This is a genomic window from Bacillus pinisoli (assembly GCF_023036475.1).
Classification (GTDB): Bacteria; Bacillota; Bacilli; order Bacillales; family SA4; genus Bacillus_BS; species Bacillus_BS pinisoli.
Map to the genome: position 1 here is coordinate 146,126 of NZ_JAJQKI010000004.1, position 26,446 is coordinate 172,571.

At 36.1% G+C, this 26,446-nt stretch carries 27 protein-coding genes; 6 read left to right on the forward strand and 21 right to left on the reverse strand.

Annotation, left to right across the window (positions count from 1 at the left end; all coding sequences use genetic code 11):
• Nucleotides 1-7: 7 nt before the first annotated feature.
• The 6 genes from LT143_RS07535 to LT143_RS07560 form a co-directional block, all read right to left on the reverse strand.
• Nucleotides 8-847, reverse strand: coding sequence for a DegV family protein (locus LT143_RS07535; RefSeq protein ID WP_246941891.1), 840 nt, complete (start codon nucleotides 845-847; stop codon nucleotides 8-10).
• A gap of 104 nt (nucleotides 848-951) precedes the next feature.
• The gene (locus LT143_RS07540) at nucleotides 952-1,284 is read right to left on the reverse strand and encodes a hypothetical protein (RefSeq protein ID WP_246941893.1); all 333 of its coding nucleotides are present in this window, start codon (nucleotides 1,282-1,284) and stop codon (nucleotides 952-954) included.
• A gap of 12 nt (nucleotides 1,285-1,296) precedes the next feature.
• The gene (locus tag LT143_RS07545) at nucleotides 1,297-2,562 is read right to left on the reverse strand and encodes a helix-turn-helix domain-containing protein (protein ID WP_246941895.1); all 1,266 of its coding nucleotides are present in this window, start codon (nucleotides 2,560-2,562) and stop codon (nucleotides 1,297-1,299) included.
• 191 nt (nucleotides 2,563-2,753) lie between these two features.
• Nucleotides 2,754-4,664 carry a S8 family serine peptidase gene (locus LT143_RS07550; RefSeq protein WP_246941897.1) on the reverse strand — a complete coding sequence of 637 codons (1,911 nt, stop codon included), beginning with the start codon at nucleotides 4,662-4,664 and terminating at the stop codon, nucleotides 2,754-2,756.
• A gap of 313 nt (nucleotides 4,665-4,977) precedes the next feature.
• Nucleotides 4,978-5,832 carry an amidohydrolase family protein gene (locus LT143_RS07555; RefSeq protein WP_246941899.1) on the reverse strand — a complete coding sequence of 285 codons (855 nt, stop codon included), beginning with the start codon at nucleotides 5,830-5,832 and terminating at the stop codon, nucleotides 4,978-4,980.
• Nucleotide 5,833: 1 nt separating this feature from the next.
• The gene (locus LT143_RS07560; RefSeq protein WP_246941901.1) at nucleotides 5,834-8,914 is read right to left on the reverse strand and encodes a GNAT family N-acetyltransferase; all 3,081 of its coding nucleotides are present in this window, start codon (nucleotides 8,912-8,914) and stop codon (nucleotides 5,834-5,836) included.
• A 255-nt stretch (nucleotides 8,915-9,169) separates the two neighbouring features.
• Between LT143_RS07560 and LT143_RS07565 the strand changes: the two genes are divergently transcribed.
• Nucleotides 9,170-9,718 (forward strand): GNAT family N-acetyltransferase, encoded by a 549-nt coding sequence (locus LT143_RS07565; protein WP_272495724.1) that lies wholly within the window; start codon nucleotides 9,170-9,172, stop codon nucleotides 9,716-9,718.
• Between the two features lie 471 nt (nucleotides 9,719-10,189).
• Here LT143_RS07565 and LT143_RS07570 read toward each other — a convergent pair whose 3' ends face one another.
• The 7 genes from LT143_RS07570 to LT143_RS07600 form a co-directional block, all read right to left on the reverse strand.
• A complete protein-coding gene (locus LT143_RS07570) occupies nucleotides 10,190-10,522 on the reverse strand; it encodes a late competence development ComFB family protein (RefSeq protein WP_246941903.1) in 333 nt (110 codons plus the stop codon).
• 124 nt (nucleotides 10,523-10,646) lie between these two features.
• Nucleotides 10,647-12,320 carry a hypothetical protein gene (locus LT143_RS07575; RefSeq protein WP_246941905.1) on the reverse strand — a complete coding sequence of 558 codons (1,674 nt, stop codon included), beginning with the start codon at nucleotides 12,318-12,320 and terminating at the stop codon, nucleotides 10,647-10,649.
• A gap of 220 nt (nucleotides 12,321-12,540) precedes the next feature.
• Complete coding sequence (locus LT143_RS07580; RefSeq protein ID WP_246941907.1) at nucleotides 12,541-13,749, reverse strand: DEAD/DEAH box helicase; 1,209 nt, start codon at nucleotides 13,747-13,749, stop codon at nucleotides 12,541-12,543.
• A 19-nt stretch (nucleotides 13,750-13,768) separates the two neighbouring features.
• The gene (locus LT143_RS07585; RefSeq protein WP_246941909.1) at nucleotides 13,769-14,281 is read right to left on the reverse strand and encodes a hypothetical protein; all 513 of its coding nucleotides are present in this window, start codon (nucleotides 14,279-14,281) and stop codon (nucleotides 13,769-13,771) included.
• A 61-nt stretch (nucleotides 14,282-14,342) separates the two neighbouring features.
• Nucleotides 14,343-16,025 (reverse strand): formate--tetrahydrofolate ligase, encoded by a 1,683-nt coding sequence (locus LT143_RS07590; RefSeq protein ID WP_246941911.1) that lies wholly within the window; start codon nucleotides 16,023-16,025, stop codon nucleotides 14,343-14,345.
• Nucleotides 16,026-16,494: 469 nt separating this feature from the next.
• Nucleotides 16,495-17,175 carry a class I SAM-dependent methyltransferase gene (locus LT143_RS07595; protein WP_246941913.1) on the reverse strand — a complete coding sequence of 227 codons (681 nt, stop codon included), beginning with the start codon at nucleotides 17,173-17,175 and terminating at the stop codon, nucleotides 16,495-16,497.
• Nucleotides 17,175-17,681 carry a GNAT family N-acetyltransferase gene (locus LT143_RS07600; RefSeq protein WP_246941915.1) on the reverse strand — a complete coding sequence of 169 codons (507 nt, stop codon included), beginning with the start codon at nucleotides 17,679-17,681 and terminating at the stop codon, nucleotides 17,175-17,177. The genes LT143_RS07595 and LT143_RS07600 overlap by 1 nt, the downstream gene beginning before the upstream one ends.
• A gap of 275 nt (nucleotides 17,682-17,956) precedes the next feature.
• Between LT143_RS07600 and LT143_RS07605 the strand changes: the two genes are divergently transcribed.
• Complete coding sequence (locus LT143_RS07605) at nucleotides 17,957-18,127, forward strand: hypothetical protein (RefSeq protein WP_246941917.1); 171 nt, start codon at nucleotides 17,957-17,959, stop codon at nucleotides 18,125-18,127.
• A gap of 534 nt (nucleotides 18,128-18,661) precedes the next feature.
• Here the strand turns inward: LT143_RS07605 and LT143_RS07610 are convergent.
• The 4 genes from LT143_RS07610 to LT143_RS07625 all read right to left on the reverse strand — a co-directional run bounded on the left by LT143_RS07610 (nucleotide 18,662) and on the right by LT143_RS07625 (nucleotide 21,755).
• Complete coding sequence (locus tag LT143_RS07610; protein WP_246941919.1) at nucleotides 18,662-18,856, reverse strand: hypothetical protein; 195 nt, start codon at nucleotides 18,854-18,856, stop codon at nucleotides 18,662-18,664.
• A 140-nt stretch (nucleotides 18,857-18,996) separates the two neighbouring features.
• Nucleotides 18,997-19,170, reverse strand: a complete 174-nt coding sequence (locus tag LT143_RS07615) for a hypothetical protein (protein ID WP_246941921.1) — start codon at nucleotides 19,168-19,170, stop codon at nucleotides 18,997-18,999.
• 1,073 nt (nucleotides 19,171-20,243) lie between these two features.
• Complete coding sequence (locus LT143_RS07620; protein ID WP_246941923.1) at nucleotides 20,244-21,101, reverse strand: metallophosphoesterase; 858 nt, start codon at nucleotides 21,099-21,101, stop codon at nucleotides 20,244-20,246.
• An 81-nt stretch (nucleotides 21,102-21,182) separates the two neighbouring features.
• On the reverse strand, nucleotides 21,183-21,755 hold the full coding sequence (locus LT143_RS07625; protein ID WP_246941925.1) for a YkoP family protein: 573 nt from the start codon (nucleotides 21,753-21,755) through the stop codon (nucleotides 21,183-21,185).
• Between the two features lie 146 nt (nucleotides 21,756-21,901).
• Between LT143_RS07625 and LT143_RS07630 the strand changes: the two genes are divergently transcribed.
• Nucleotides 21,902-23,005 carry an MGDG synthase family glycosyltransferase gene (locus tag LT143_RS07630; protein ID WP_246941927.1) on the forward strand — a complete coding sequence of 368 codons (1,104 nt, stop codon included), beginning with the start codon at nucleotides 21,902-21,904 and terminating at the stop codon, nucleotides 23,003-23,005.
• Here the strand turns inward: LT143_RS07630 and LT143_RS07635 are convergent.
• Entirely contained in the window at nucleotides 22,997-23,251 is a 255-nt protein-coding gene (locus LT143_RS07635; protein WP_246941929.1) for a hypothetical protein, read from the reverse strand. The genes LT143_RS07630 and LT143_RS07635 overlap by 9 nt on opposite strands.
• 133 nt (nucleotides 23,252-23,384) lie before the next feature.
• On the opposite strand from LT143_RS07635, the gene LT143_RS07640 reads away from it, so the two are divergent.
• A complete protein-coding gene (locus LT143_RS07640; RefSeq protein ID WP_246941931.1) occupies nucleotides 23,385-23,633 on the forward strand; it encodes a DUF2564 family protein in 249 nt (82 codons plus the stop codon).
• A gap of 67 nt (nucleotides 23,634-23,700) precedes the next feature.
• On the opposite strand, the gene LT143_RS07645 is transcribed toward LT143_RS07640, so the two are convergent.
• Nucleotides 23,701-23,877 (reverse strand): zinc-finger domain-containing protein, encoded by a 177-nt coding sequence (locus LT143_RS07645; RefSeq protein WP_246941933.1) that lies wholly within the window; start codon nucleotides 23,875-23,877, stop codon nucleotides 23,701-23,703.
• Nucleotides 23,878-23,893: 16 nt separating this feature from the next.
• Nucleotides 23,894-24,553 (reverse strand): ribonuclease H family protein, encoded by a 660-nt coding sequence (locus LT143_RS07650; protein WP_246941935.1) that lies wholly within the window; start codon nucleotides 24,551-24,553, stop codon nucleotides 23,894-23,896.
• A gap of 153 nt (nucleotides 24,554-24,706) precedes the next feature.
• On the opposite strand from LT143_RS07650, the gene LT143_RS07655 reads away from it, so the two are divergent.
• Together LT143_RS07655 and LT143_RS07660 are read left to right on the forward strand one after the other, a co-directional pair.
• Entirely contained in the window at nucleotides 24,707-25,096 is a 390-nt protein-coding gene (locus LT143_RS07655) for a reverse transcriptase-like protein (protein WP_246941937.1), read from the forward strand.
• Nucleotides 25,097-25,121: 25 nt separating this feature from the next.
• Nucleotides 25,122-26,039, forward strand: a complete 918-nt coding sequence (locus LT143_RS07660) for a DMT family transporter (RefSeq protein ID WP_246941939.1) — start codon at nucleotides 25,122-25,124, stop codon at nucleotides 26,037-26,039.
• Nucleotides 26,040-26,206: 167 nt separating this feature from the next.
• Here LT143_RS07660 and LT143_RS07665 read toward each other — a convergent pair whose 3' ends face one another.
• Nucleotides 26,207-26,356, reverse strand: coding sequence for a hypothetical protein (locus LT143_RS07665; protein WP_246941941.1), 150 nt, complete (start codon nucleotides 26,354-26,356; stop codon nucleotides 26,207-26,209).
• Nucleotides 26,357-26,446 lie beyond the last annotated feature (90 nt).

Below are 26,446 nucleotides of genomic sequence, written 5' to 3' on the forward strand. Positions count from 1 at the left end.
TGAATGTCTAGTTATACCAACTAATGCCAAAAGTATTTGCACCTGCATGTACTCCGATTACAGCCCCTAAAGGACATAGCTGAATACGTAAGTCAGGATAATCTGCTTGCAATTTTTCTCTCCACTCACTCGCTAGATCAGGTGTTCTTCCGTAAAAAAGCGAAATAGACGAAATGGAAGGGTTTTCAGTTTTAGCTTTCACAAACAAATCAATCATCTTTTGATGAGCCTTTCGTTCCGTACGCACTTTTTCAACGGACTCTAATTTTCCGTCAATCACAGCAAGAATCGGCTTTATTTTTAACGCTGAACCGATTAAGAACTGAGCGGCATTCATTCGTCCACCTCGATGAAGCTGTTCTAGACTTCCGACGGTTACATATGTTTCGTGTTGATCTGCTAATCTCGTTAACTCCTCGACAATTTCACCATACTCGACACCTTGATTCTGCAATTCCATTCCACGTGAAATCAACTTTCCCATAGGAAGTGAGAGAATCTTTGAATCAATTACACTTATTTGAGCGTCTACTAATTGAGCCGCTTGGAAACTGGAAGAATAAGTTCCACTAAGCTTACTAGATAAATGTACAGAGATAATTGCATCATATTGATCTTTAAGAGATTCATAAGTTTCAGCAAATGTTCCAACTGATGGTTGTGACGATGTCGGTAACTGTGGAGATTGAGCCAACATATCAAAAAACTCGTCTACTGTAAAATCTATTCCATCCTTGTATTCTTTCTTATCAAACAAGATTAATAAAGGGACAATATATACATCAGGATGCCCCTTTAATTCCTCATCCAGATGAACGGTACTATCTGTTACCCACGCAATTTTCATATAAACAACCCCCTTTACTTCAAAGTATAAACAATTCTTTCAAAATATTCATTTATTTCTTGTGAATGAATAGAAAAAGCTACCTTAAATGGTAGCCTTCATCGTTACGATACGCTATAACTGCTTGCAGTTGGGTCTGGGTGTTGGTCGATTGCAGCTACTTGAATAACTGATGTCGGATCTGGATGCTGGTCTATGGCCGCTACTTGAATGACTGATGCTGTCGGATCTGGATGCTGGTCGATTGCTGCTACTTGAATGACTGATGCTGTCGGATCTGGGTGTTGGTCAATTGCTGCTACTTGAATAACTGATGCTGTCGGATCTGGGTGTTGGTCGATTGCCGCTATAAACGAAAGTTCATTAGACTGTAATCCGAAAAATGTGGCTGAAAGCAAAGGTACAGCAACTACAGTTTTTAAAAGTAATTTTCTCATATGAATCACTCCTCATATATTACTGATTTTTTTCAAGGCTTTATTTGAAATCCTCAAGTAATAACTTGCTTGTTTATATTTATATTTTGATTCAAAATAACATGCTAGAATCTCAGCGTATTCAGCTACAAATTTAAAGTTATGTTGAGCTTCAAAATAAGGTATCACATCTTCTTTTAAGAAGTCCTCAAACTCATCCGTTTGTTCAGTTAATAAATAATCATATGTCTTGAAATGATAAAAGAATTCTTTAAGCTCTTCGCCCTTTTCGATTAACTCTAATCCACGCCTCACCCATTTTATACCATTTACAGCATCATTCTTATTGTAAAGCTCTACGATTATTGAAAAGATGGAAGGTAAGATCTGCTTGTTATTGTCATCTAGCAGTGTTTGTACTTCTATACTCTTTTCAAAATGCTTAATGGCAAGATCTACTTTCTCCTGTGTCGAATACAAATAACCTAGATTATGATGAATAAACCCTTTTAAATTAGCGTTATTAAGGGTTGTCGCAATCTTATTCGCTAACAAGTAGCTTTCTTCTGCTTTTTTAAATTCGTTACTTCTTCTATATGTAATTCCTAATAAGATCTGACATTCCGCACTTCGTTTATAATTGTAATGAGCTTGATAAATAGCAAGGGCTTGATTTGTATAGTTCACACATAAAGACGATTTCCAAAGCTGGCTAGTTGTTAGTCCAAGAGAGTAATAGAGATCAGCTTCTTCCCATTTTTCAAATACATTTCTAATGAGGATACTCTCTGCTTTCTTATATAAGTCATAGGCTTCACTGTATTTCTCTTCTAAATAAAGACTTAGTCCAGTAAATTTACTAAGGTAATAGTTCAATTCTTCTGTGAAAATATCTGATATTTCATTTAGCTTGTTCAATAGTTTCTTGGCTACTTGGTACTGTCTTTTGTGTAGGAAATACCTTAGTTCAAATAGCATATAATAAACAAGCGAGGTTGAGTCTCTCGTTGTACTTGCTTTATCTAGTAATATTGGATAAAGGCGTTCTAATTCTGCTTTATCCCCGTCAATCATTGTTTTATACCAATTGTTCAACTCCTCGAGAAGTGTTGGTTCCTCATCATCAATAAAGCGAATCCCTAACCTTTCGCATAACATATCAACCACTTCAAGGCTTGGCAGACTCTGATTATTTTCTATTTTAGATAAATATGAGACAGAGATGACTCCATTAGCTAGTTCTTCTTGTGTTTTGTTTTGTTGAATTCTAAAGAATCGTATGCGGTCCCCTATTTTCATCCTGATCAACTCCGTATGTAATCGTATATAAAATATATCACATAATCAGTTTTAAAGATTTATTTTTCTGAAAATTAGGAGGTTGGGAAAGTAGCGGTCAAAAAAATGGAATCATCCTTATTTTTCAACCCTAACTTTCCCAACTAGTTCACACAGTTCATATTCAACTTAATGCAAGACTATAAAACTACCTAGTTTAACACAGCTACTGAGAAATCTTGACTACCAGAAGGTACATTATAAGCGTTAATTTCTATGGTGTATGTACCATTCTCAGAAATTGGAATAAATACGTTTTCTACATTGTTTTTGTAGTCCCAGTTGTTATTATATGGACTCGTGAAGTCATTTCCAACATACACCTTACCACTTGGAGATGTAATAATTAGATCTAAGTCATTTACTAGAGTCGTAGATGCAGATGTACTGCCTGGGTAATCGGTCCAAACAAGAGAGATCTTTAACTCATCCACCCCATCAGCAGTATATGAGTACTTTGCTGTTTCTCCTGTTCTCAATGCCCGATCTTCATTTATATAACCAATATTAAGCGAGCGGTCTAATGATACTCTTCCCCAGCCTTGATTATTACTTGGATAACTTAAGCCCATATCAACGGCACCTGCAATTAATGCTGCCTTTAACAAGGATGGCTTTGGCGTTACACCACGATTATCCATGAAATGCTCTCTTAGTAAAGCCACACTTCCTGCAACTATAGGTGTAGCCATTGACGTTCCGCCCATGTAGGCATACTTGCTGTTATAATTAGCCCAAAATGAAGAATCTGGGGCAAGTGAAGATCTTGCTGAAAGAATGTATGTGCCCGGTGCCATTACATCTGGTTTAATACGACCATCAGTTGTTGGTCCTCTAGACGAGAAGGTTGCCACATGATTTGTATTGTCCGCATAGCTTCCAAAGCTTGGTCTATAGTTTTCTGAAGCTCCAACTGTAATGGCATTTTTCGCTGTACCTGGAGCACTAATGGTCCTGCTACCTGAACCTTCATTACCAGCTGCAAATAATAACGTCATATCTGTATTCCAAACATATTCATCAACTTGTCTTGAATCAGTGGTATAAGCTCCGTTCACAGGTGCTCCCCATGAATTCGTATGAATACGAGCGCCTGCATTGTAGGCTTGAGAAAATAACGTATTTAAATCACTAGGTAATCCTCCTAGGCCACCTGTACTATCCATAATTGATTGAAAGACAAGATTTGCTTTAGGTGCCATCCCTTTTGACATGGAACCGTTTCCAAGAACTGAACCAGCAACATGTGTACCATGACCATTAGGATCACTTGCATTATTCGTTCTACCCCATGCGTAAATGCTTGTAATATTTCCTTTAAATGCTTCATGCATCGTGCTGTCATTCTTCCCAGTATCAAGACCTGTATCTGCAACAGCCACAGTCTGACCAAACCCATCTAAGCCATGGGAACTTTGTACACTATTTACCTTAATTATCTTGGCTGCTTCATCATTTAATACTTTATATTGATAATCCTGTGAGATAAATACAACATCATTTCTAACAGCATACTGAATTAATGAGTCCAATCCTTTTGCATGAATCTTCTCTTTTTTACCTTTCATTGTTTGGATTGTAGCTTTTACTAATTCTGATGCACCTTGTTGGAAAATCTGAGGATCAAATTTATATAGTGGAAGTAGTGGCTCAACTGATTCTACATTTTGAATAGATTTGATTTTAGATAAGTTAGAAGAAGAACTATTAATAATAAAAGCATAGTCAGGAATATAATCGCCCACTTCTGCTCCTGATTCAACTAGAGCTTGCTTCTCATCCTCTGTAATTGGTCCGTTGAATTGAACAACGTAAAGTGTATTATTTGAAGGAATTTCTTTTAGTTTCTTTTCAATCCCTTTTGGAATCTTAACCCCACTTTGCTCAATAAGGAAAGACGCTTTTCCAGTAGTTGGTTTCAATCTCTCATGATTGGATTCCTTTACTCCTAGAAAGGTAAGCTCACCATTAGAGGCAGAAGACGAACCTACTCCGGTAAATCCAAAAGATGTCATAAGAGCTGCAGTCGTTAATGTTGCAATAATAGCATTTCTTTTTTTCAAATAACTCACTCTCCTTTTCTCTGTTGTTTCTAAGTTTAACAATCATTCATCCTGTAAAAATCTTTATTAATTATTCACTAAAAAGAGTAACTCACTTGAACATTAATTCCATGTTTGAAGACACCATGTTTCTTTAACCTTCCTCCTTCCTATTAAACACTGTATCAAACATTGAATATTTTGAGTATTGGTAAAATAGGCATAAAAAAATGCGAATTATTCGCTGTTTTAACCCCTCATTTTCCCAATACAACAGTGCTTGAAAATTTGGTACAATAAAGATTTACATAAAAAAGAGCCTCTTAATAGAGACTCATTTTAGAATGGGGTTAATTTTAGGAAAAACTGTACATGCTGTTTCATAAAATACAGCTTGATGATACTCTTTTGGGATAATGTCTTGAATAAATTCTATATACGGCTTAATCGGCGTTAATGGCCAATCTGTACCGAACAAGAACTTTTCATAGTTATTTGTAAACGTCAATGCATGTAAGAGATGATCAAAAAACCTCGTGTCTTGAAGCTTTTTTATATCTCCGTCCGCTCCCACAACAAGACCAGACAAGTCTGCATAAACATTACGGTTTTTATACACAACCTCTGCTCCGTCAAGAACCCATGGATCTCCGAAGTGAGCCATCATAATGGTCATGTCACGATGTTTCACAGCTACTTCATCAATCGTTAAAGGGTGAGAGTACCTCAACCTACCTCTTTCAGAGTAGGTATCACCAGTGTGATAAACAACTGGGACCTTATATTCCTTAGCTATTTTATATACAGGTTCATATACTTCATCATAAGCAAAAAATGGATAGTAACCCAAGTAGATCTTAATACCTACACAATTAGGTTTTTCTAAATCCCTTTTTAAGTTTTCTAGTGCTTCATGATCTAGTTTAAATGGATTGATTCCCGCACAGTATACAACGTTAGATGGAATCTCAGGCGCTAAGTCAATTCCCATTGGTGAGGATGAAGCGGAGTCGGGAAACCCTTCTCCGTTCGTCTCAGTCACCCCCATCGCAATACCGAGCACTACATTATTGTCCTTAAATTCTTTTTGTAATCCTTCATTAGAATAGTTAACTTTAGATATTTGCTGCGCAGTTTCATGAAAACTGCCTATTTTTGAAAAATGGATATGTGCATCAATAATTTTCATACTAAACCTCTCTTAATTGAATCCTTTGCAGTTGCTTTACTTCGTCCTTTGTAAGAACAGTATCTTTTGCAAGATAGAAAGAAGGTGCTGATAACCATTCTTGCCCATGTGGCAGGTTTAGATAATGCCATACTGCAAATGATTGAACCTCTTTGTTCATATAAGTTTCAATGCCTTCGTTCTCACGGTCTGCAACGAATTGTAGGATATGTGGGTGCTTAGATGAACCAATTAAAACATGATTACTTAATGTTGAAGCTATTTCTGTTCCACCAGCTAAATAAGTAGCTTCCTCTTCACCACTACCTTTTATCCAACCATCTTCGAGTTGTTCACCTGGTTTTAAACAAGTTTCCGTAAACCATTTTTTCTGATGAAAATAAGTACCTGTCTGTTGAACAAACTTGGTAAGATGCGCGACTATTGACTCACCAGGTAACATGACATAATATTGATGAATTTCAAGCCCATTATACTCTTCATTTTGTTGAAAAACCGTAGAGATGCGTAGTCCCTTCCACTCCATATTATTGGAGTCAAGTAAGCTTGCTTCTGCAATGGTTGATTCCTCTTTTGCAAAAGACTTATGAGTGACTCGTAATAAAGATGAACGTATACCGCCACTCCATGGATTCCACCATGCTCTTGGTTCTAAGTTTGGAAATGAAGAGTCAAGCCACTCTTTATCATGGGCAACCAATGAGAATACTCCTGGATAAAAAGTCGCAGAAGCTGAAATCGTTAGGTAGTCATTTGTAACTACCATCACTTCATGGCCATCTCTACTCTCTTTTGAGACTATTACATTTCCTTTTGAATTTAGTGCTAATGCAGTTTTATTAGCTTTTACTCCATTTAATAAAAATCTTGCATTAATATTTGTAAGAGACTCCTCTGACATCGGGAAAACTTGTTTAAGACTTCGTTTTTCCTCTTCTAAAGAGAATGAATGATTGCTATTACAATCGTTGTATTCAATTTTTATCAACCCTTGAAAATGGCTTTCCTTTTGATCAATCAAACTGATTTCTAATTCTTCCTTTGAATTTTTCTTAGTAGTTACAACGATGTCCTCAACAGGCGTCACTTTTTCTTGCGTTTTTCTTGTAGCGAAATCTCTAAATTCTTCCCATGATTGGTAAGCCCCAAATGAAAGATAAATAGGTTTGGTTTCGACTTCAGAATTCGCTGCGATTTTCCCTACACTTTGTTCTACATAGAAATACCAGCTCTCAAAATTAACTTTTGCTTCTCTTGGCCAACATATACCATGTGAATAAGGAGTATGTCTTGAAAACAACCATGATTCTGTTAAACTTGTACTGTTCCACAAACCATAATCAGCATATGCTTGTTCATCGATCTCCACAATTTGGTGATTCAGTGGTAAAACTGGTTTATATAGGCTGTGGTAAATGGGATGATAGACCCATACATCATTTTCAGTCGAAGTCTCTTGAAGATTTCGCACTTTAAATGATTGTTCTAATAATCCTTCAGCATACAATTTGGATACACTCACTAGTTCAAGGCCAGGAAAATCGGTAGAAGTGTATGTGGCGTATACGCTCATTGCCCCAGACTCGTGCTTATATTCGACTTTGTTAGGTCTTCGTTTTGAAAACTCACTTGAATAGGGCTTTCCTAGCTTTGGAAACATGCTGAATGTAACCTGCATATCAGTTGTAACTCTTCCTGGAATAATCTCATTGTCAAACTTACTTACGTAAAGATGATACAAGCCATTATACACATGCCAGAACTGATCACATTCACCACTAAATTTTGCGCCTAGTCCTTTAAAACCGATGCCTAGAGCCTTACTAAATTGTGTGGAAAGTCCAGATTTTGTTTGAACTTCGATCCTTAGAGTAGGTGCATAAAATCCGAATTGTTTTAGCTTATATGGAATAGAGAGAGACTCTTTCCCTTTTTCCCCCATTCGTATAGTAAAGGTGTCCCTTTCTAATTCAAGCATATCCATTTTGGGAATATGGATGGTAAAAGTAGCCGTTTCTTTGTAATTATTTTCAAGGTCTAGATAAAACACTCCCGGCTCGTTTAGGTAGCATTGTGAACCCGGTACAGTTCCCTTTATTTTGGCTGGTTGCTTGGGAAGGATCCCCATCTGAAATTTTGCCTTTTTACCATTAATTTTCACATTTGTAATGACGGATGGATGTGTTCTCCAATTACTCTGTTCCTCATCAGGTTTACGTAAATAGAAAGAACCTTCAATTGTCGTTTCATCACTTACAATCACGTCCTGAGCAAAAGAAAAGTCTATAAGTTTATGATTCTCTCCTTGTAATTCGACTTGAAGAGGAGTACTAGTCTTATTTAGGATACGATAGGAAACCTTATAGCTTGCATCAGAGACCAGCTTAAAGTCTTCAACTTCACAAGAGATAAGATATTCATCCGTCTCTATTAATCGTAATCCTCTACCTGTCCGCTCAAATTCCATTCTTAAAGATTGATGTTGCCCTTCCCATTTATACTCATAGTAAGTAAAGTCATTTTCTTTTCGTCCATCAGGAGTTGTTAAAATCTCTCTTGTACTGGTCTCGTACCAGCTATTATTTGCAAAGAAGTCCGCCACTGCTTCTGTTTTCAATACAGTTGGCATGAAATTCATTAAATGTGTGGTATCATCACGATCCTCCCAAAAGAATCCACATCTTTTGTAAAGAGGAACAGCCTTTGTATTTCCTGGCCAAGTATATAAATCTAATCTAGGCCATTCCAGCTCTACCGTCCGTTCCAAAGCCTTTAGGACCAATTGTTTACCGATCTTTTTGCCATGATAATCTGTTCTTACATTTAATAGTGGAATATAAAGGGCACCTTCATCTTCACGGTATTCGGATAGCCCGCAATAACCAACCACCTTATCATTCTCCATTGCTAAATAGAGATTTAGATTGCTGGAGTTTGCTTCCTGAGTCTTCACCTTTTCTTCCGTTGTTACATGTGAATCCCCACCCCATCCTTCACGGCTATGATTCCACATATCTGCTACTTCAGCAGCAAGGCTTTCCTGATAATCGACTACATTAACTTTTTGCTTGATCTTCTCCACGATGTGTCCCCCGATTCTATTTTTCTACGTGTCTATTTCCCTATTCCCATCAAAACCTTTACGATCTTTCTCTAAATCTACTTTAATCATGTTTCTCTCCTCCTTCTTTAATATTAGGAAAATTTTGGTTTTAATAAACCATATTACTACTATATAGGAGGCTGTTTCATCATGTAAAGGGATTTTCTGTAAATATTTTATTGACGGACTATTAAGCTACTTCTATAATTATCCTAAACTTTCAAGGAGGACTCCATGATTCCTACACTTTATTCTGATCGATTATTACTTCGTCCATTCACACTATCTGATTCTCCAACAGTAGAAAAACTAGCCGGTGATCCATTGATTGCAGAGACTACTTTACATATTCCACATCCTTATCCAAAAGGTGGTGCCGATGCTTGGATTGAAAGCCATGAAGCTCAAGCTGAAGCAAATAAGTCCTTTACTTTTGCCATTGTGATTAAGGAGACTGATCAATTAATAGGTGCAATGGCAATGGCCATAGGTAGTGATGGGAAGGCTGAACTAGCCTATTGGATTGGTGTTCCTTACTGGGGACATGGCTACGCTACAGAGGCTGCAAACCTTTTACTACACTTCGGATTTAAAGAAAAACATGTAAATAAAATATGGGCGGCTGCTTTTACAAGAAATCCAGCCTCAACAAAAGTTATGGAAAAGATAGGAATGACCTATGAAGGAACGTTCCGTCAACATGTTATGAAGAATGGGAAGTATGAGGATTTATCATATTGCGCGATTTTAAAGGACGATTATTTTAAAAGGCTCTTTTCGTAAAGATTGTTGCTTTCGAACACCTTTCTTATAAGGATAGTGGAATGGAGCGGAAGACACTTGACTCCTGCGAAAGTAGAGGAAAGGTCGAGACCCCGGAGGCGAAGCCGGTGTCTAGCTGCAGTGCCCAACTCCGAAGAGTCAAATAACCCTACATTAAGCAAAGGGAAAGACCACCCTTTTCTTAATGCAGGAACATTTGCTTGTCGGAGTTAACCAGGGCACTTCCGCTTTTCAATGAGGAGGCTCGACTTCCTCCCCGCGGAAAGCAAGTGTCTGGAGCACAATGGAACGACAAGTTTTTTACATTAAACTCACTAAGATCAACAAATAATGCGAAAAGTGCCTTTTAAGCATCAAAATCCCTGCTACACAACGTAGTACAGATAATAAAAAAACATTAGTCAACTAGACTAATGCAGCGTTATAAATTTAATTAAGATGATCACAAAATATGTTCCTTGTGTTTTTATGCTAATGCTTTGGATACTTACCGACCAGGTAGATGGAACTAACAATTCTTTTGTTAATCCATCTTCTGTTTTCTTCGTTATTTAGCTGTTCAAATACAGTTTGTCTACCTTCTTCAGTTGTAACATAGTGAGTTGGTAAAGCATTTAAACTTAGAGCAATGATATCCATCCGACATTTTTCACATCTACAAAACACCTGAAAATCAGGACCAAGAGTGTGAACAGTTACTAAGGATTCAACAATTTCTTCCATTACATTTTTGTATTTATTTAACAATTCAATGTCTCCATCCTGACTAATTCTAATATTATTAGGATTATCGACAATAATCATAGTTATTCCATGCACCTATATAACTATTTTTCCACGTTTTAAAAAACAGACTTTAGAATTATCTTTTTCCCAATATTAAGTATATAAGAACCATTCAACAAATGATGTTGAATGGTTCTTATATTTAGTTTAACCCTTTAATAGTTAATTCTTTTACTGGTAAAAATGATTCACCTGTATCTAAGTAAGAGAAATCAACCTGATCTCCTTCTTTTAGATAAATTACAAGAGGAGCATTCTCTGAAGACACGATAAAATTTTGACGGTTATCTAACAAGAAGGAAACCATTGTATAATCGCCAACTCTTTCCTTGTACACCCTATCAATGGTTCCGCTAATCTGCTTTTCCTCCGAACTCGAGCTACCATCTACTGTACTTCCACCTCTTTGAAGCGCTGTTTTATACTTTCGTAATGCTTCATTAGGTGAGTTCCCAAAGACTGAGATTTCCGGATTTGCAGCTGATACAATGAAGTAGTTTTGTAAGAAACCATTCGTATCTAAGACCGGCGCGAGCCAGCTTGCTTCTCCGTAAAAGTTATAAAGAATTGGCATAGCTCCATACCACTTTTTTTCGATAAACTTCTTCTCAATAATTTGTAGGGCCCCTTCAGAATCCATATAGGATTTTGCTAAGTTTCCTGAATAGTAGGTCGCAGTTCCAGTTCTTGCATTTGTTAGTGAGTATCCTAACATGGAGTCGACACCTTCTTTTGGACTAGTAAAGTCCGTGAAATAATACATTTCTCCTTCTTCATCAAAAATAGGACTAACGTTAGCTTCCGTTCCCTCATCAGAAGGTAGTTTCACATCCGATTTTCCAAAAATACTATTCCAAAAACCATGAACATATTTTCCAAAATAACTATTTTGCAAACTCACTGCTTCTGGAGAAACAGCTCCATCAATAAATGATGGCACCCCTGATAAAGGATATGACTCCGTTGCTCCACTATTAGGGTTAACAACGACAACACCCTTTGCTACGAAGCCATTTCTTGCCGTTACAAATTCTCCGAAGGTCCTAATGTAATAAGGTGTTCCTTCATCATCTACTTCTAATTGTGGATCTCCATAGAATATGTTAGTTGGATATTCCATACGAATCTTTCGTTCTATATTTTTATGAAAGTAGGCAGACGGTGCGAAATTCATTTCGGCTTTAATAAAAGTTGGATTTGCAGAAGAATCGGTGGCACTTAACCTAAAGTATCCTGGTATTGTATCTCCGTTTAACCACTTAAAGAATCCAGAAAACTCAACTGGCGCAATATACACATATTCTCCATTCACCTTTTGTATTTGTAGATTTCCTAGTTCATAGTAACTTGTATTGGGTACCTGACCAAATGCTTTTTTCATTTTATTTCGGGCAAATTGCGGTGGAACACTTGCAGGAGTCTTAGATTCATCGAAAGCTTGAATCTCTGTTTCCTCCTCCATTTTAGATACCTCAAATTTCTCATTTGCATTAAATACGGCTGCTGTAAGCATATAAATACCTAAAAATAGTGATGCAACAAATAGTACGCCTTTAATCATTCGCTCTTTTCCAGAAGCTAAAAGAGCACCTGCTCCTGTCATAATGATTAAATAGATCCATAGTGAGGAAAGATTCCGATCTAAATTACTAATGTAATAGAATACGAACGATATTGGCGCGACAATCAGCAAGGTAGAAATAAAACCCTTTTGCAAAAATTTGCTTTTCTCTCTTTTTTTAGTAGTCGTGTAGGGAATTACTACGATTGCCGTAAATAATCCTATAATTAATGAAATTAACCATATATTTCCCATGAAGTAACTCCTCTCTAAGCTTATTCAATTAGTATTACGAATTACCTACATAAAAAGTTTCAATAAATCGTTCATTTTTAATTAAATTTAAAAAAGCTGTAGAGGGATGCTCTACAGCTATATAAAAAAACTAATTTTTGAATAGATCTTCTTTTAAACTTTAATTATCAAATAACTATTCCTAGTCGTAAACAGTCTTATTACGCTCTACCACTATACGTTATTTCCTATTTTTATCATTAACTTTCTTTTTAGGACGATTGGTGGGTTTGGTTACCTGTCTTTTCTCTGTCCGCTTAGGTGCGTTGTCTGTTAATTGACCGCGATACAGCTCTACCTTCTCCATTTCAAGTGAGAGTCTTTTACTGTAGTGAAGTAGGGTCTTTTCTTCCCCTGGTGTAACTATTGAAACAACGGTTCCTTTCGCACCCATTCTGCCCGTTCTTCCTGAACGATGAACAAATTGTTCAACTTCCTGTGGAAGATCTAAATGGACTACATGAGTAATCGCCTCTATATCAAGACCCCTTGCTGCTACATCCGTAGCTAGAAGCAATTGATATTTGCCTAATCTAAACTTCTTTATCGTAGCTTCCCGTTCTGCTTGAGTGGATTGGCTATATAAAACCCCAGCCTGAATTTTCTTATATTTCATCTTTTCAGCTAAAGCTTCCAAATGAAACGAATCATTGATAAATGCGATTGCTTTCATGTCAGGTTCTGTATGAAGTAGCTTACGTAAATTATCAAGTTTATCTCGACGTTCACTCACTATATAGCGGTATTGAATTTTTTCCTTTCTATCAAGTGAAGCATTTATTGTTATTTTTTCTGGATTGTTCATTCTCTTCCCTAACTGTTCCATTGTCAGTTGAGGTAAGGTAGCTGAAAAAGCTACTAGTTGGCGATCCTTAAGTGTTGATTGAATAACACGGTCAATCTCTTTCGTTGCCCCTGAACTCAATAGCTGATCTGCCTCATCGAGAACAATTGTTTTAACTTCATGCATTTTAAGTTTTCTCATTTCAATTAATTCCACTAAGCGGTGAGGAGTCCCGATAATAATTTGAGGGTGCTTCTTTAGTTTTTCTAATTGCCTCTTTAGGTCTGCTCCTCCAATAAAAGATGCAGATGAAAACGGGCTATCCTTTAAGAACTTCTGAGCTTCCTCATGAATTTGCATGACTAGCTCTCTTGTAGGTGCCACAATTACTCCTTGGGGGCTTTTCACTTCTTCTTTTAACCCCTCAAATATTGGTAATAAATACGCTAACGTTTTCCCAGTTCCTGGTGGTGATTCGACCATCATATCTTTTCTTTGAAGCATCGTTGGAATGGCACGTGCTTGTACATCTGTAAAGCTAGAAAAGCCAGCCTTCCCCCATGCGTTTACAAGATATGATTGAAATTGGTTTATTGACAGTTCCATTTTGCATTCTCCTAGTTTGTTAATAACCATTTTCCTGAAGTAGTAATAATGTTTCTTCCATGTAACTAAACATATGTAGTAAATCATCAATGTCTTCTTCATGAATAGTTCTATTAAATAATAAGGTAATCTCCACAATCGTTTCCTCTGTTTCAGGGTAAGTAGAGATAACCTTTATCTTCATTTCTCGATCTTCCCAAATCTCTGAAATCAAGGATTGTACATGTTGTAATTTTTGAGTAATCTTATGATGTTCTATTGTAAAAGTAAGCTTCGTCGAACATCCAGTCAATTCCTTATGAGCCAATAAAAGCTCACTTGAGAGTTGTCTAACGGATGATGACAATTCCCAAGAGCAATGAGTGTTTGACTGACCCGGTAGCTTAAACGTTATAAGATATTGCCTTGACATTGTGGCAAGATCAACAATGTCCCTTCTGTTTATAACGGCGAGCTCTCCCTCTAGATCCTTGTCATAGACGGCACCTTCTATCACTACTTTTAAATTATCAAAAATAGTCGGATCAAACAAAATATTCACTTCCTTATTATTATATCAGTGATTTCACTCATCATACTTATAGATCATCCACTTAGAAAAGACCTACCATATTCCCTTCATCATCTACATCCATCTTTAAAGCAGCTGGTTGTTTTGGTAATCCTGGCATAGTCATTACATCTCCAGTTAATGCTACAATGAAACCCGCTCCGATGGAAGCCTTTAGTTCTCTGATTGTTATAGTAAAGTTAGAAGGACGCCCTAGCTTCGTTGGGTCATCCGATAAAGAATATTGCGTTTTCGCCATGCAGATTGGTAAATCTCCCCAGCCTTCTTTTTCAAATTGAGTTAACTGTTTTCTAGCAGCAGATGTGAAGTCGACATGTTCTGCACCATATACCTTTTTAGCAATGGCATTAATTTTTTGCTCGATTGATTCACTCGTATCATATAAATATTTAAAATTATTCTCATCGTCTTGGATGGCAGCCATGACTTCATTTCCTAAGTCAATTCCACCGTCTCCACCTTTTTCCCATACTTCTGTTAAAGCTACTCTAATCTTATGTTCTTTACACCAATTTAGTAGCCAAGTAATCTCCTCGTCTGAATCTGTAATAAAACGGTTAATGGCGACTACAAAAGGTAATCCAAAAGCCTTCACTGTCTCAATATGTTTTTCCAGGTTTAAAATTCCATTTTTCAAGGCTTCTACATTCGCTTCTTTTAACTGATCTTTCATTTGTCCACCATGCATTTTTAATGCTCTAATTGTCGCTACAATGACAACAGCACTCGGCTTTATATTTGATGTACGACATTTAATATGAAGGAATTTCTCAGCACCTAAATCCGCCCCAAAACCAGCTTCTGTAATAACAAAGTCACCTAATTTCGCAGCAAGTTTCGTGGCAATTACACTGTTGCATCCATGGGCAATGTTAGCAAATGGACCGCCGTGAATAATAGCAGGAGTATTCTCTAACGTTTGAACCAAATTAGGTTTCAATGCATCTCTTAAAATCATCGTTAAGGCACCTTCATAACCTAGATCCTTTACAGTTACTGGCTCACGGTTGTAATTGTAGGCTACCACGATTTTTCCTAATCTCGTCTTTAAATCCGAAAGATCTGTTGCTAAACAGAAAACGGCCATGATCTCGGAAGCAACAGTAATGTCAAATCCATCTTCACGAGGAACACCTTGAACAGGCCCACCGAGTCCTACTATGACTTTCCTTAGAGCACGATCATTTAAGTCAACTACCCGCTTCCAAACGACTCTTCTTGCGTCAATCTGAAGTTGGTTTCCTTGATGAATGTGATTATCAATAAATGCTGATAACGCATTATTTGCCGTTGTAATGGCATGTAGATCCCCAGTAAAATGCAGGTTAATATCCTCCATCGGAACAACTTGAGAGTAACCTCCACCTGTAGCTCCACCTTTTATCCCCATTGTCGGTCCGAGAGAGGGCTCCCTCATCGCAATAACTGCTTTTTTCCCTAATTTATGTAAGGCTTGTCCCAGGCCAACCGTAACAGTTGACTTCCCCTCGCCTGCTGGTGTTGGATTTATAGCGGTGACCAAGACAACATGGCCTTCCTTCTTATTTTTAAGTCGACTTAAAAGTGACAAGTTTAATTTACCTTTGTAATGACCATAGGGTTCAAGCTCTTCTCGCTCAATCTCTAAATTCTCTGCAATCGTATAAATTTGTTCTAAATGAGCCTTCTGTGCAATCTCGATATCCGATAATACCTTATTTCCCATTTCTATACCCCTCGCTCGTCTAATTTTCCTGGTTCCGGTAAATAACCTATGTAATCCTATATAAATTATAACGCTTTACTACTATAAAGTTTAATATTCTTTTTGAAAATATCATAACATGTTATTAGACAGGCTCTTTTTTAACACTTTGTTGTTTTTCAGCCTAATTTTCATATAAATTAACCTTCTAATGCTATTAATCCGAAGTGATAATTGTTAGAAAAGAGCAACTGTCTCTATTTAAAGCACTGACCACTGTACTATCTAGTAAAAATCCGGCTTTTGGGATTTTTACGAAAGCAACAATATATACGAAATGAGCCTATTAGAAAAAGGTTGTTCAATATTATTATTAACGGAAGATTACGGAGACTGCAGTTCGTTAAGGTAAGTTTTAATATTAGTTATTTGCTTCTAGTTCCCCTTACCGGAACAAGAAAAAATGCTCGGAATCTTAACCGAGCATTTTTTACGAAATGCTTTCCTTTTGAAAAATAAAGACCCACATAAAAGAAAGTGCCTGGCGGAGATCATCTGACAAGCCTTTAATTGTGACTTCTGTAACACCCCTTTTATAAACACCATGACCATTCACTAATTTAAAGCCGTTCTCAGTTGCTAATTTCTCTAACTCCCAGGGCATCATTGTATTACAAATGACATCCTCACCGTATAAACGGACATAACTGTTATGTCTCGGTGCTGCTGTAGGGCCAAGAAGTCCTATACAAGCATATCCTGATTCGGTTAATACTCTGCTGAATTCCTTTAAAACCATTAAGGGATCATTTACCCACTCGAATGAGTTAATAGCCATTACAGCATCAAATGTGTCGTTTGGAAAAGGCATTTTCGCTATATCAGCTTCCATAAATTGTACGTTTTCGTTTGTATCTTGGAGTTTCGCTTTCTCTACCATTTTACCCGACAGGTCAATGCCTGTTACTTGATATCCCTCTTTATGTAAAAGAAGTGATCCATAGCCATCACCACAGCCTGCATCTAATACATTCCCTGCCGGTATATGTTCTTTGATAAATGGAATAATTGTACTGCGACTTCCGTGTTCCCACATATCTTTACTACTCTGATTCCAAAAATCGGCTTTTTCATCCCATTTCTTAGCTGCCTCATTATGCCAGTTAAACATTAAACGTCCCCCATAATCAAAGAGTAATAATACTCGTCTATCCATTTACCGTCCACACGTAATGATGCCCGCTTTATTCCCTCTTTCGAGAAGCCCATTTTTTCATATAGAGCAATGCCTTTTTCATTATGCACCATGACCGTTAACTCCAATCTATATATCCCTTTTTCCTTTGCCCACGGGAATAATGTCTTAAATAAGGTGGAGCCAATTCCCCTACTTTGATATTCCTGTAGAATTCCAATGACAAGGTAAGCGGAATGCTTGTTTCTCTGATTTCCGCCCCCAATTACGGCTAGAAACCCAACAATTTGTTGATGTTCCTCTGCAACAAAAATCATAGAATTTTCTTGGCTCCTCATTCTCTTTATTGCTTCTCTTTGCTGTTCAACCGTTAATTTTCTTTCATCAGGTTCATATAACATAAAAGATGTTTCTTGATCTAACTTCTTTGATAATCGTAACAATGAAGCGGCATCATCCACCTGGATCTCACGTATAACCATGGAAAATATCTCCATTCCTTTTTTCACTATCATAACATATAGCTACATTTATGAGGCTCTTTTCCAACACTTTATTGCTTTTTATAATAAGTTCAGCTATTTAAAGCGATATATTTATCATAATAAAAAAGCAGCTTTCTAGATGAAAAGTAGAACACATTATACTATACCGAAAGCAATAATTTTTACGAAAAAAGCTATTTGCAAACATACTTAACGAGTAAATTCGAGATAATAAGAAAGTCAAATTCACGATGTATAGGAGGATTAAATTTATGACAAGAATCCCAAACAAAGGTAGCGCTAATCAGAACTCACCTAAAAATGGAAACCAATTTGAAGAGTTCTCATCTGAGATTGTCCCTGGAGATAATAATAAAGGTAATAAAAGAAGTAAAGGTAAGAAAGATAAAACCAATCCTCAGGGAGAACGAGATAATCTGTAGAAAAGAAAGAGAGCTTGCCTCTCTTTTTTTCGTTTGTAGCTAAAATAGGTTCTCTGACAGGTGTTTATCGACGAAGAGTTTCAATATATCAGCGAAATTTGTATTTTATATAACAAAACCTAGGTACTATCTATCAAATTTAGTTATTTATCAACCACGTGAGCTTGTCCCGTGGAGTCAGTCAGATAGCAGGAAGTTCGCATTCTAACGATAATTTATAGTTGTTTGAGTCTGATTTGCCCTTAGGAGAAAAGTCCAGTTTTGTATAAAACTTTTCCGATTGCTTAACAACTGCTTATTCATATTGCTGATTTTCCATTTATTCTTCATATAGGATCATTTCTCCTTTATAGTTGGGTAGATACTCAGTTGAAGGGAATGCTGTTAAATTAATAAAATGAATGGAATTCGTATGTTAATAAAAGACTCATTCATGCTTGTAATAAAAAACAGTCGTATATTTCAACGACTGTTTTTAGTTAACGATATAATAAGTATGATTCAACGCTACCTAAGAGGCCATTTTTGGGAACATCAAAATGATTCATAAAGACCCCAACAGTCGCCACAGAAGCTACTAATAGAAGAGCTAGCATTTATAGTTAACTTCGACACTAGCTCTTTATGAGTTGAAGACCTTGGTGGTAACCCTTCAGCATATGCTGGTCCAGCCCCTATAATGCTGTTTCCTGTAAATCCTACCACATTAAAAACAAGAGTTGATGCCATAATAGCTTCCTTATAATGATAGATTTGATAAGTCTATCATTATATTAAATTACCAAAAATGTAAATATGTGTTATGTAAAACAGTTCCAAAGCACGACTTCTAAACATATAAAAAAACCTACGAGATCGTAGGCTTTACTTTATTTTTTTTCTAATATTTCTAAGCGATTTTTTAAATCTCGTATTTCATTTTCGAGATAAACTTCTCTTTTCTTATTTGTATTTCCCTTTAAAAGACCCAAACGAACTAAAGACCAATACGCAACTAGAATACATATAACAAACAATAAAACAAACAAAGAACCAGCAACCATCATAAACACCTCTCGATAGGTATGTATAAAGCTATTATACGCGTTTATTACTATTTGTGTAAAATTAGATTTCAATACGAGTAAATATCCCCAAAACTAGTATTTCGTTAAATACTTGAAAAATTTACAAAAATAAAAAAGATGGATATTTTGTTTGTTAAAGAATTGGATTTAAATATATTTAAAGTAAGTAATTTATAATAGATTAAAACCTATGAATAATAGGGAATAAGAGCTTTATAAAAAAACGAACCTTATGGTTCGTTTTTCCTACATAAACAATTTTTAAAAACAAACCTTATCCTGAAACATTATCAACGAAAAGATAGAGATGCAAGCTATTTTTTCGTTGATATATGATACTTAGTATGATAGACCAGAATTAAGAAAATCTATATGGCAAGTTTTGAATTCACTACATATAGATTATTCGTCATGATACTTCAAGGAAATTATCATCTAGATCTTTAAATGATGGATACACAATTTTGAGAAGTGATTTCAGAAACAGATACCATTTCACCTTCTAACGCATATGATTTCTTCATAATTAAATATTAAAATCTAATAGACGCCAGCGCCAGTAAAATAAAGGATAAACTCACCATTATATTATTATATGGATCTTGTACTGCAAAAATAAGAAACAATGGAGAGTAGGAGCTAAAACATAGAATTAGTTTGACGTAGAGTCTCATTCATAACAACAGTCCCTTCAGTGGTATTTATAAGCGTATATATTAAAACGTATACCAAAAATAGGGATAAAAAACTACATTAATTTATTTAAATATCCTCTTTTTGTAAAGATAATTGTACTGAATAAGGAAAAAATATCAATGAATGGTGTTTTGTTTCTTTTATTCATGAGGGGGCGTGCGCTTTTATTAGCACACATAAATTATAATACGCAAATTAGACAATGAATGAAAGTCAATCAAATCATATGACTAATAAGCTGATTCGTCCCAATGCAGTTATGCGCAGGAGGTAAGGGGTACTTATTTGTAAGGGGATTCTATAACACTAAAAAACCACAGCGCTCAAACAGCTGTGGTCATCTAGTTATATATTTATGATGTCATTTCTAAAGAGTCAGCACTCGATATATCCACTTGGTGGAAGGTAATTTCCGGACGACTTCCTACTCTAATGTTCAACCCTGTCTGACCTAACCCTTCACTAATATAGAACGGTTTACCATCAAAAAAATGAAGGCCTTTTACCATGTTAAGACGTACGAGCTTCCCCATCTTCACTAAGTGATATGGTTTTGGCCAGCAAATTTGTCCGCCATGGAAATGACCAGATAATAAATAGTCAAAGTGATAGTCTTTCATATGCATAACAATATTAGGGTCATGTGTTAAGACTAAATTATATCCGTTTTCAACGTTTTCATATGATTCTTTCAGATCACTTCTCTTTGTACTAAAGTCATCAATCCCGATAATGTTAAGAGTACCATCCTTCGTTTGAATGGTAACTGTTTCGTTACGTAACGTTTGGCAGTCATAGTCCTGTAATAGACGTTCTAGTTGTTGGAACGGCTCTTTTCTTAGAACATAGTCATGATTTCCAAAAACCGCAAATGTTCCATACGTCGGTGACAACTTTTGAAAGACTTCTAAATATGGTATAAGTTTTGGAATGGTTCGCTTACGATCTAGGAAATCACCTGTTAACGCAATCACATCGATAGGATGATCTTTTACCTTTTCATAAAGCTCAGCAGGGGAGATTGAGATGTTTTCTAAATGCAGATCAGAAAGATGTAGGACAGATAGTTTGGAAGATTTAGAGTTTGAAGGTTTAGTGGATACAGGTGCTAGATGTTGGATGGATATATCTTTTGTGTTTTCGTTGCCTTTTTTATAACCATAGATAATAAATCCAAGCAATAAGAAAGAGATCATGAACATAACTACCATAACATCGCCTCCTTGGTTATGAGTATAACAAACGATAGGAGCAAATGGTATGGTAGTTCTTGTTAAGTTCTTCTAAAGTCGTTAATCTGTACGATATCTCCTACACAAATCATTCGTTGACATAAACAGGTATTTTGGCTGGTGCTTTTGTAACGACTCTTTTGAGAAAGTATTGGCGGACAATACATATATAAGACAAAATGTTACCTTTTTAAATAAATGATAAAGTTTGCTTTTTATATCATAAGTTTCAAATCCAAGCCTTTTGCAACCTCGGTGCAGCGTCGTGATCCCAATGACAGCCTTTAACTGTTCCCTCTCAGGGTGCTCTTCAATAAACGTAGCCAGTGCAGGCATAGCCGTTAAGACAGACTGAAAAATATGCCTACCTCTTTTCACTTCACATGTAACATGTTGTAGATCCTTTAAAAGTCTTGCATTATGCAGATGTATTTTTAATAATGTATCATTCTTTTTAATAACTGTCCCATCCGATAGCACGACTTCTCTTCCCTTATACTTTGTAACCCTTACACGAAATATATGGTTCTGATTGGACTGATCTTGTACATATGTAAGCCTCGTAAATGAATAATAAATGGGATCAAGAAAATACCATATGGAAAGTAACCAGCCTTTCATGACATTACTCATGACACACTTCCCCTTCTTTCAATGTGTTGCTATCATTTTCACCAATCTGCCTACCATTTATTTTGGGAATTAAAGGGAGTCGTCTACATAAAAAGCTGAATTCATCCAATACTATGAGTAACTAACAATCATCCGAGGAGAACATTATGCCTAAGGTTTTATTTTTTCCATTATTACGAATACCTTCTGGTCATCATCAGGTTATTTCCACTATTTCTGAGCAATTTAACTCAAGTGAAACTCCGATACAATATGAGATTGTTGAACTCCTAAGCTCAACCAACCACCAGATGGAATCCATGATTTCTACAATTTATTTAAATTGGATTAAGCTTTTCCCTAATTTATATCACTATATTTATAAGACATCTGTATACCGTTCCCTTCATAAGAAAAAACGATACATTCATTATGAGTGGCTATTCCTCTCTACGATGCAAAAATTAATCGACGATCACCAGCCTGACTATATTATATGTTCTCACGCTCTTCCATCTTATTTAGCCTCTAAGTTAAGAGAAAAAGGTAAGTGCACAGCATCCATCATTAATATTTATACTGATTTTTTTATCCATCATATATGGGGTACAAAAGAAGTTTCTGCGCATTTCATCTCACTACCGACCATGAGAGAATTCTTGCTTAATAAAGGGGTTGCTGAAGAGACGATCTTTCAAACTGGAATACCGATTCACCCGGAGTTTTCAAAGACGTACGTAAAGGAAGAACGTGATACCGGCTATAAAGTGCTAGTTTCTGGAGGGAGTTTAGGGGTCGGCAAGATTGAGCGTCTGCTATCCAATCTTCCATCAAAAGGGGATATTCACTATTACGTTTTATGTGGAAGAAATGAAAAACTTTATACCAAACTAATTAACAAGAATCATCCACGTGTTACTCCTTTTCCCTATATCCATTCAAAGGAAAAAATGAATATCATCTATCAATCCGTCGATGCCGTTTTAACGAAGCCAGGAGGAGTTACGATTAGTGAATGTCTCTCAAAACGATTGCCGATTTTTGTCTATGACCACTTACCTGGTCAAGAGAAAATAAATGTTGAAGTATTAGTGAAGGAAGGACTACTTTACTCTTTACCGTTAACAGCAAGTACGGTCTCATATGAAGAAAAACTATTGCATCTTTTGAGTTCAGAAGCTTTCTTACATGCCCATCATAAAAGGTTGAACGAGTATCATCAGGAATTAGAACACATTTCCGTCTTAAGCTATCTTACTCGATCAATGTAAAATGTTTTCTTTTAAAATAACTTGTTGAATTTGTATATCTAGTACTTCTCCAGATTGAATATATACAATAATTAAGTTTCCATCCAAACTCTTAATGGCAAACGAATCATTAATATATGAAAAAAGCTTAACGCCTAAATCTAGAACAGTTTGAATGATTTGTTGTTCATTGATCTCTTCTTTCTGTTGACATGATAATGTAAATCGAACAACGACTTGTTGATTTTGTATCCACGTTCTATACATAATTGCCCACTCCTCCATAAGAGTTTTCTATCATCATATGATTGTCTTGGTAAAAGTAGTCGAGCGAATTATGAAGTATACTTTAGAGAAATTGGGCTACTCTAATCTTGATATAGTGAAAGGAGAGATATACATGTCAGAGCCATTCAATGATTTAAAACAAGTAGAAATGTCAGTGAAAGCTGCTCAAAAGATGGTCGGTACAGCCACTATGAGCATGGACCGCGAGCAGTTAGATGAAGCTACTCAAGCTATTCAGGATGCAAGAACTCAGTTATCTCACGCGAGAAATAATGGTACTGGTGTCGATGAAGAGTTTTTACACTCTCAAGAAGTTTCGCTTACTCAATGTGAAGAACAATTAAACGAGGCCAAATCATAAATAAAAACTTCAGTAGGTAGGTTATTCACTTACCAACTGAAGTTTTTTCATTTCACTGTTAGAAAATTTAGGATAGCATTTTTCCGTATTCTTTTAATTTTAAACCAACTGTACATTCCTTAATACAGAACTTATGAGCCTTACACTTTCCTTGTTCTTTTTTTAGATAGGCATGGAGAAAGCAATCTTCACAAAACGTATCAAGCAGTTCACTTACTTCCATTATTGTTTTGCTTTGTCTCATCCTTCCCTACTCCTCTCTATTCCGAACGATTAAGATGACTAGATACCATTACTCCTTGAAGAGCTTGTGTAGCTAATTGGTCCGCTTCTCTATTTTCTTTTCTTGAAATGGCTGTATAAGTAGGTTTAATTCCTAATTCCTTTAGTTTATCTTCAATACGATCTAACCATCTGTTAAACTCATCTTCAAAACATGGCCACTCCCCAGATAATTGGTTTAATACAACTTGAGAATCACCTTTAAAGTGAACACCAATATTACGCACACCTAATTCTTCAAGACGAAGAACGGCTTGCCAAAGGGCAGCATATTCCGCTTCATTATTGTTATCCAATCCATCTAAGACACTGTTTTCTCGAATCCGATAGTCTTGGTTATTCTTTGTATAATAAATTGCAAGGCCAGCTCCCGCTTTTTTTAACTGTACATCGAATCCACCATCGAAGAATACTTCAATATGATGAGGTTCTTGTTCTACCTCTTTTAGGAGTTTTTCGAATTCCTTTTTGGTCCACATCGTATGTTGCTCATCATAGAAAACTATATCCTTGGTCCGACCTGTTTTAAGAAAATCTTCTGCAATCAATAGTGCTTTTTTAGCTGGTATTGTTTCTGTCGTTAATGTAATTTCTATGTTTTTTGCTGTTTTGTATTTCCATTCTATCCAGACATTCACCGTCGTTCATCCTCCAAAACCTTAGTATCTACATTTTCCCATACTTTTTCTTGCTTATTCATTATTCTAAAGATGAATTGTATATTCCTCTTCTATCTATGAAAAATCAGTGTTATAGTATGTTTCATGAATTATTTATAAGGAGGTTATCGCTTGATCGAAGTATATATTGATGGAGCAAGTGCTGGTAACCCTGGTCCTTCTGGAGCCGGTGTCTATATTAAAGGTAATGGTATACTTGAACATCATTCCATTCCTCTTGGCGTCATGTCCAATCACGAAGCCGAATACTATTCCTTGATTAGAGCATTGGAGATCTGTAAAGAAAAGCGTTTTTCCATCGTCTCCTTTCGAACAGATTCCCAATTAGTTGATCAAGCCATTGAAAAAGAGTATGTCAAAAACAAACAATATATCCCCCTACTTGAAAGAGCATTAGAATTGACGAAAGAATTTGATTTATTCTTTATGAAATGGATTCCTAGTAGCCAAAATGCCATTGCTGATGAGTTAGCGAGAAAAGCGATCCGTCATCAAAAATAGATACAAGAGAAAGGATCACTATAAAATGAAAAAACGATTACTTGCAGATAGTATATTACTATTTGTGGCTTTTGTTTGGGGGGCAACCTTTGTCCTTGTCCAACAAGCCATATCATTCTTAGAACCGTTTACTTTTAATGCCATTCGTTTCTCCATGGCAGCTGTCATTTTACTCATTTGGTTCCTTCTATTCAAACGAGAACAACTCCAAGCGGTTAACATAAAATTTCTAATTGCTGGTTTCTTAATAGGTATGAGCCTTTTCTTAGGTTATGCTCTTCAAACGATGGGATTATTATATACCACCTCATCAAAAGCAGGATTTATTACGGGGTTAAGTGTCGTATTAGTTCCCTTACTTTCTCTTGTCATCCTCAAGCAGAAACCTCGTACGATTGCTATTACGGGATCCATTATTGCGGCTTTAGGCTTATTTTTACTAACAGTAGGCGACTCATTCTCACTTAACATTGGAGATCTCTTAGTATTGGGTTGTGCCTTTGCCTTTGCCATGCATATTATTCTAACTGGTAAATATACAAATGAATTTCCTACTTTACTATTAACAATCGGTCAAATTATTGGTGTTGCCTTTTTTTCAACGATCGGAGCGCTCTTATTTGAAGATTGGCAAAAAGGATTAAATATCCAAACATTAGTGAAAAGTGAAGTAATTATTGCACTATTGGTCACGTCTATTCTGGCCACTGCTTTTGCCTTCTTCGCTCAAACAAAGTTACAACAATATACAACACCTACAAGGGTAGCCCTTATATTCGCTACGGAACCTGTTTTCGCAGCCATCACAGCATTTTTATGGGCCAATGAAAGATTAGGATCTATCGCCATTTTCGGCTGTGTGTTCATCTTTATTGGAATGATTTTATCGGAGTGGCCATCAAAGAAAAAGAAGATACAAACGATTGTTAGAAACGCATCTTAAAACGCTTGGATTTGATCCAAGCGTTTGTTTTGGCTGGATGCACTCGTTAATCCAATTAAACCTCTTTTCTAAAAGCATAGTTTTAAAATATTATCTATATAAGTAAAAAAAAACTTCAAATAAGAAAAACATAGGGTGATTTTAGTTTCCCTATGTTTTCATACAAATTATTTATCTGTTTGTTTTTGCTTCTTTTTCAAATACTCCGCACGTATTTTTTCAAGTTGCTGCTTTTTATCAAATTTGGCAGGCTTCTGCTTTTCGTGAAACTTTGTCACAGCTACCTGACCTTTGGTATCCAATTGATATTTTCCCACTTTGTTCACCTACTTTTCTGGTCTTTAAAGAGAATCTATTCAACAAATATAATATACCTTTTTTACTGAAGTAAACACTATTACTTTATT

What these genes read in the sequence shown, in the direction of transcription:
- LT143_RS07535 (WP_246941891.1), bottom strand. Translation starts at nt 847, where the DNA reads ATGAAAATTGCGTGGGTAACAGATAGTACCGTTCATCTGGATGAGGAA.
- LT143_RS07540 (WP_246941893.1), bottom strand. Translation starts at nt 1,284, where the DNA reads ATGAGAAAATTACTTTTAAAAACTGTAGTTGCTGTACCTTTGCTTTCA.
- LT143_RS07545 (WP_246941895.1), bottom strand. Translation starts at nt 2,562, where the DNA reads ATGAAAATAGGGGACCGCATACGATTCTTTAGAATTCAACAAAACAAA.
- LT143_RS07555 (WP_246941899.1), bottom strand. Translation starts at nt 5,832, where the DNA reads ATGAAAATTATTGATGCACATATCCATTTTTCAAAAATAGGCAGTTTT.
- LT143_RS07565 (WP_272495724.1), top strand. Translation starts at nt 9,170, where the DNA reads ATGATTCCTACACTTTATTCTGATCGATTATTACTTCGTCCATTCACA.
- LT143_RS07570 (WP_246941903.1), bottom strand. Translation starts at nt 10,522, where the DNA reads ATGATTATTGTCGATAATCCTAATAATATTAGAATTAGTCAGGATGGA.
- LT143_RS07575 (WP_246941905.1), bottom strand. Translation starts at nt 12,320, where the DNA reads ATGGGAAATATATGGTTAATTTCATTAATTATAGGATTATTTACGGCA.
- LT143_RS07580 (WP_246941907.1), bottom strand. Translation starts at nt 13,749, where the DNA reads ATGGAACTGTCAATAAACCAATTTCAATCATATCTTGTAAACGCATGG.
- LT143_RS07590 (WP_246941911.1), bottom strand. Translation starts at nt 16,025, where the DNA reads ATGGGAAATAAGGTATTATCGGATATCGAGATTGCACAGAAGGCTCAT.
- LT143_RS07595 (WP_246941913.1), bottom strand. Translation starts at nt 17,175, where the DNA reads ATGTTTAACTGGCATAATGAGGCAGCTAAGAAATGGGATGAAAAAGCC.
- LT143_RS07600 (WP_246941915.1), bottom strand. Translation starts at nt 17,681, where the DNA reads ATGGTTATACGTGAGATCCAGGTGGATGATGCCGCTTCATTGTTACGA.
- LT143_RS07605 (WP_246941917.1), top strand. Translation starts at nt 17,957, where the DNA reads ATGACAAGAATCCCAAACAAAGGTAGCGCTAATCAGAACTCACCTAAA.
- LT143_RS07610 (WP_246941919.1), bottom strand. Translation starts at nt 18,856, where the DNA reads ATGGCATCAACTCTTGTTTTTAATGTGGTAGGATTTACAGGAAACAGC.
- LT143_RS07615 (WP_246941921.1), bottom strand. Translation starts at nt 19,170, where the DNA reads ATGGTTGCTGGTTCTTTGTTTGTTTTATTGTTTGTTATATGTATTCTA.
- LT143_RS07620 (WP_246941923.1), bottom strand. Translation starts at nt 21,101, where the DNA reads ATGGTAGTTATGTTCATGATCTCTTTCTTATTGCTTGGATTTATTATC.
- LT143_RS07625 (WP_246941925.1), bottom strand. Translation starts at nt 21,755, where the DNA reads ATGAGTAATGTCATGAAAGGCTGGTTACTTTCCATATGGTATTTTCTT.
- LT143_RS07630 (WP_246941927.1), top strand. Translation starts at nt 21,902, where the DNA reads ATGCCTAAGGTTTTATTTTTTCCATTATTACGAATACCTTCTGGTCAT.
- LT143_RS07635 (WP_246941929.1), bottom strand. Translation starts at nt 23,251, where the DNA reads ATGTATAGAACGTGGATACAAAATCAACAAGTCGTTGTTCGATTTACA.
- LT143_RS07640 (WP_246941931.1), top strand. Translation starts at nt 23,385, where the DNA reads ATGTCAGAGCCATTCAATGATTTAAAACAAGTAGAAATGTCAGTGAAA.
- LT143_RS07645 (WP_246941933.1), bottom strand. Translation starts at nt 23,877, where the DNA reads ATGAGACAAAGCAAAACAATAATGGAAGTAAGTGAACTGCTTGATACG.
- LT143_RS07660 (WP_246941939.1), top strand. Translation starts at nt 25,122, where the DNA reads ATGAAAAAACGATTACTTGCAGATAGTATATTACTATTTGTGGCTTTT.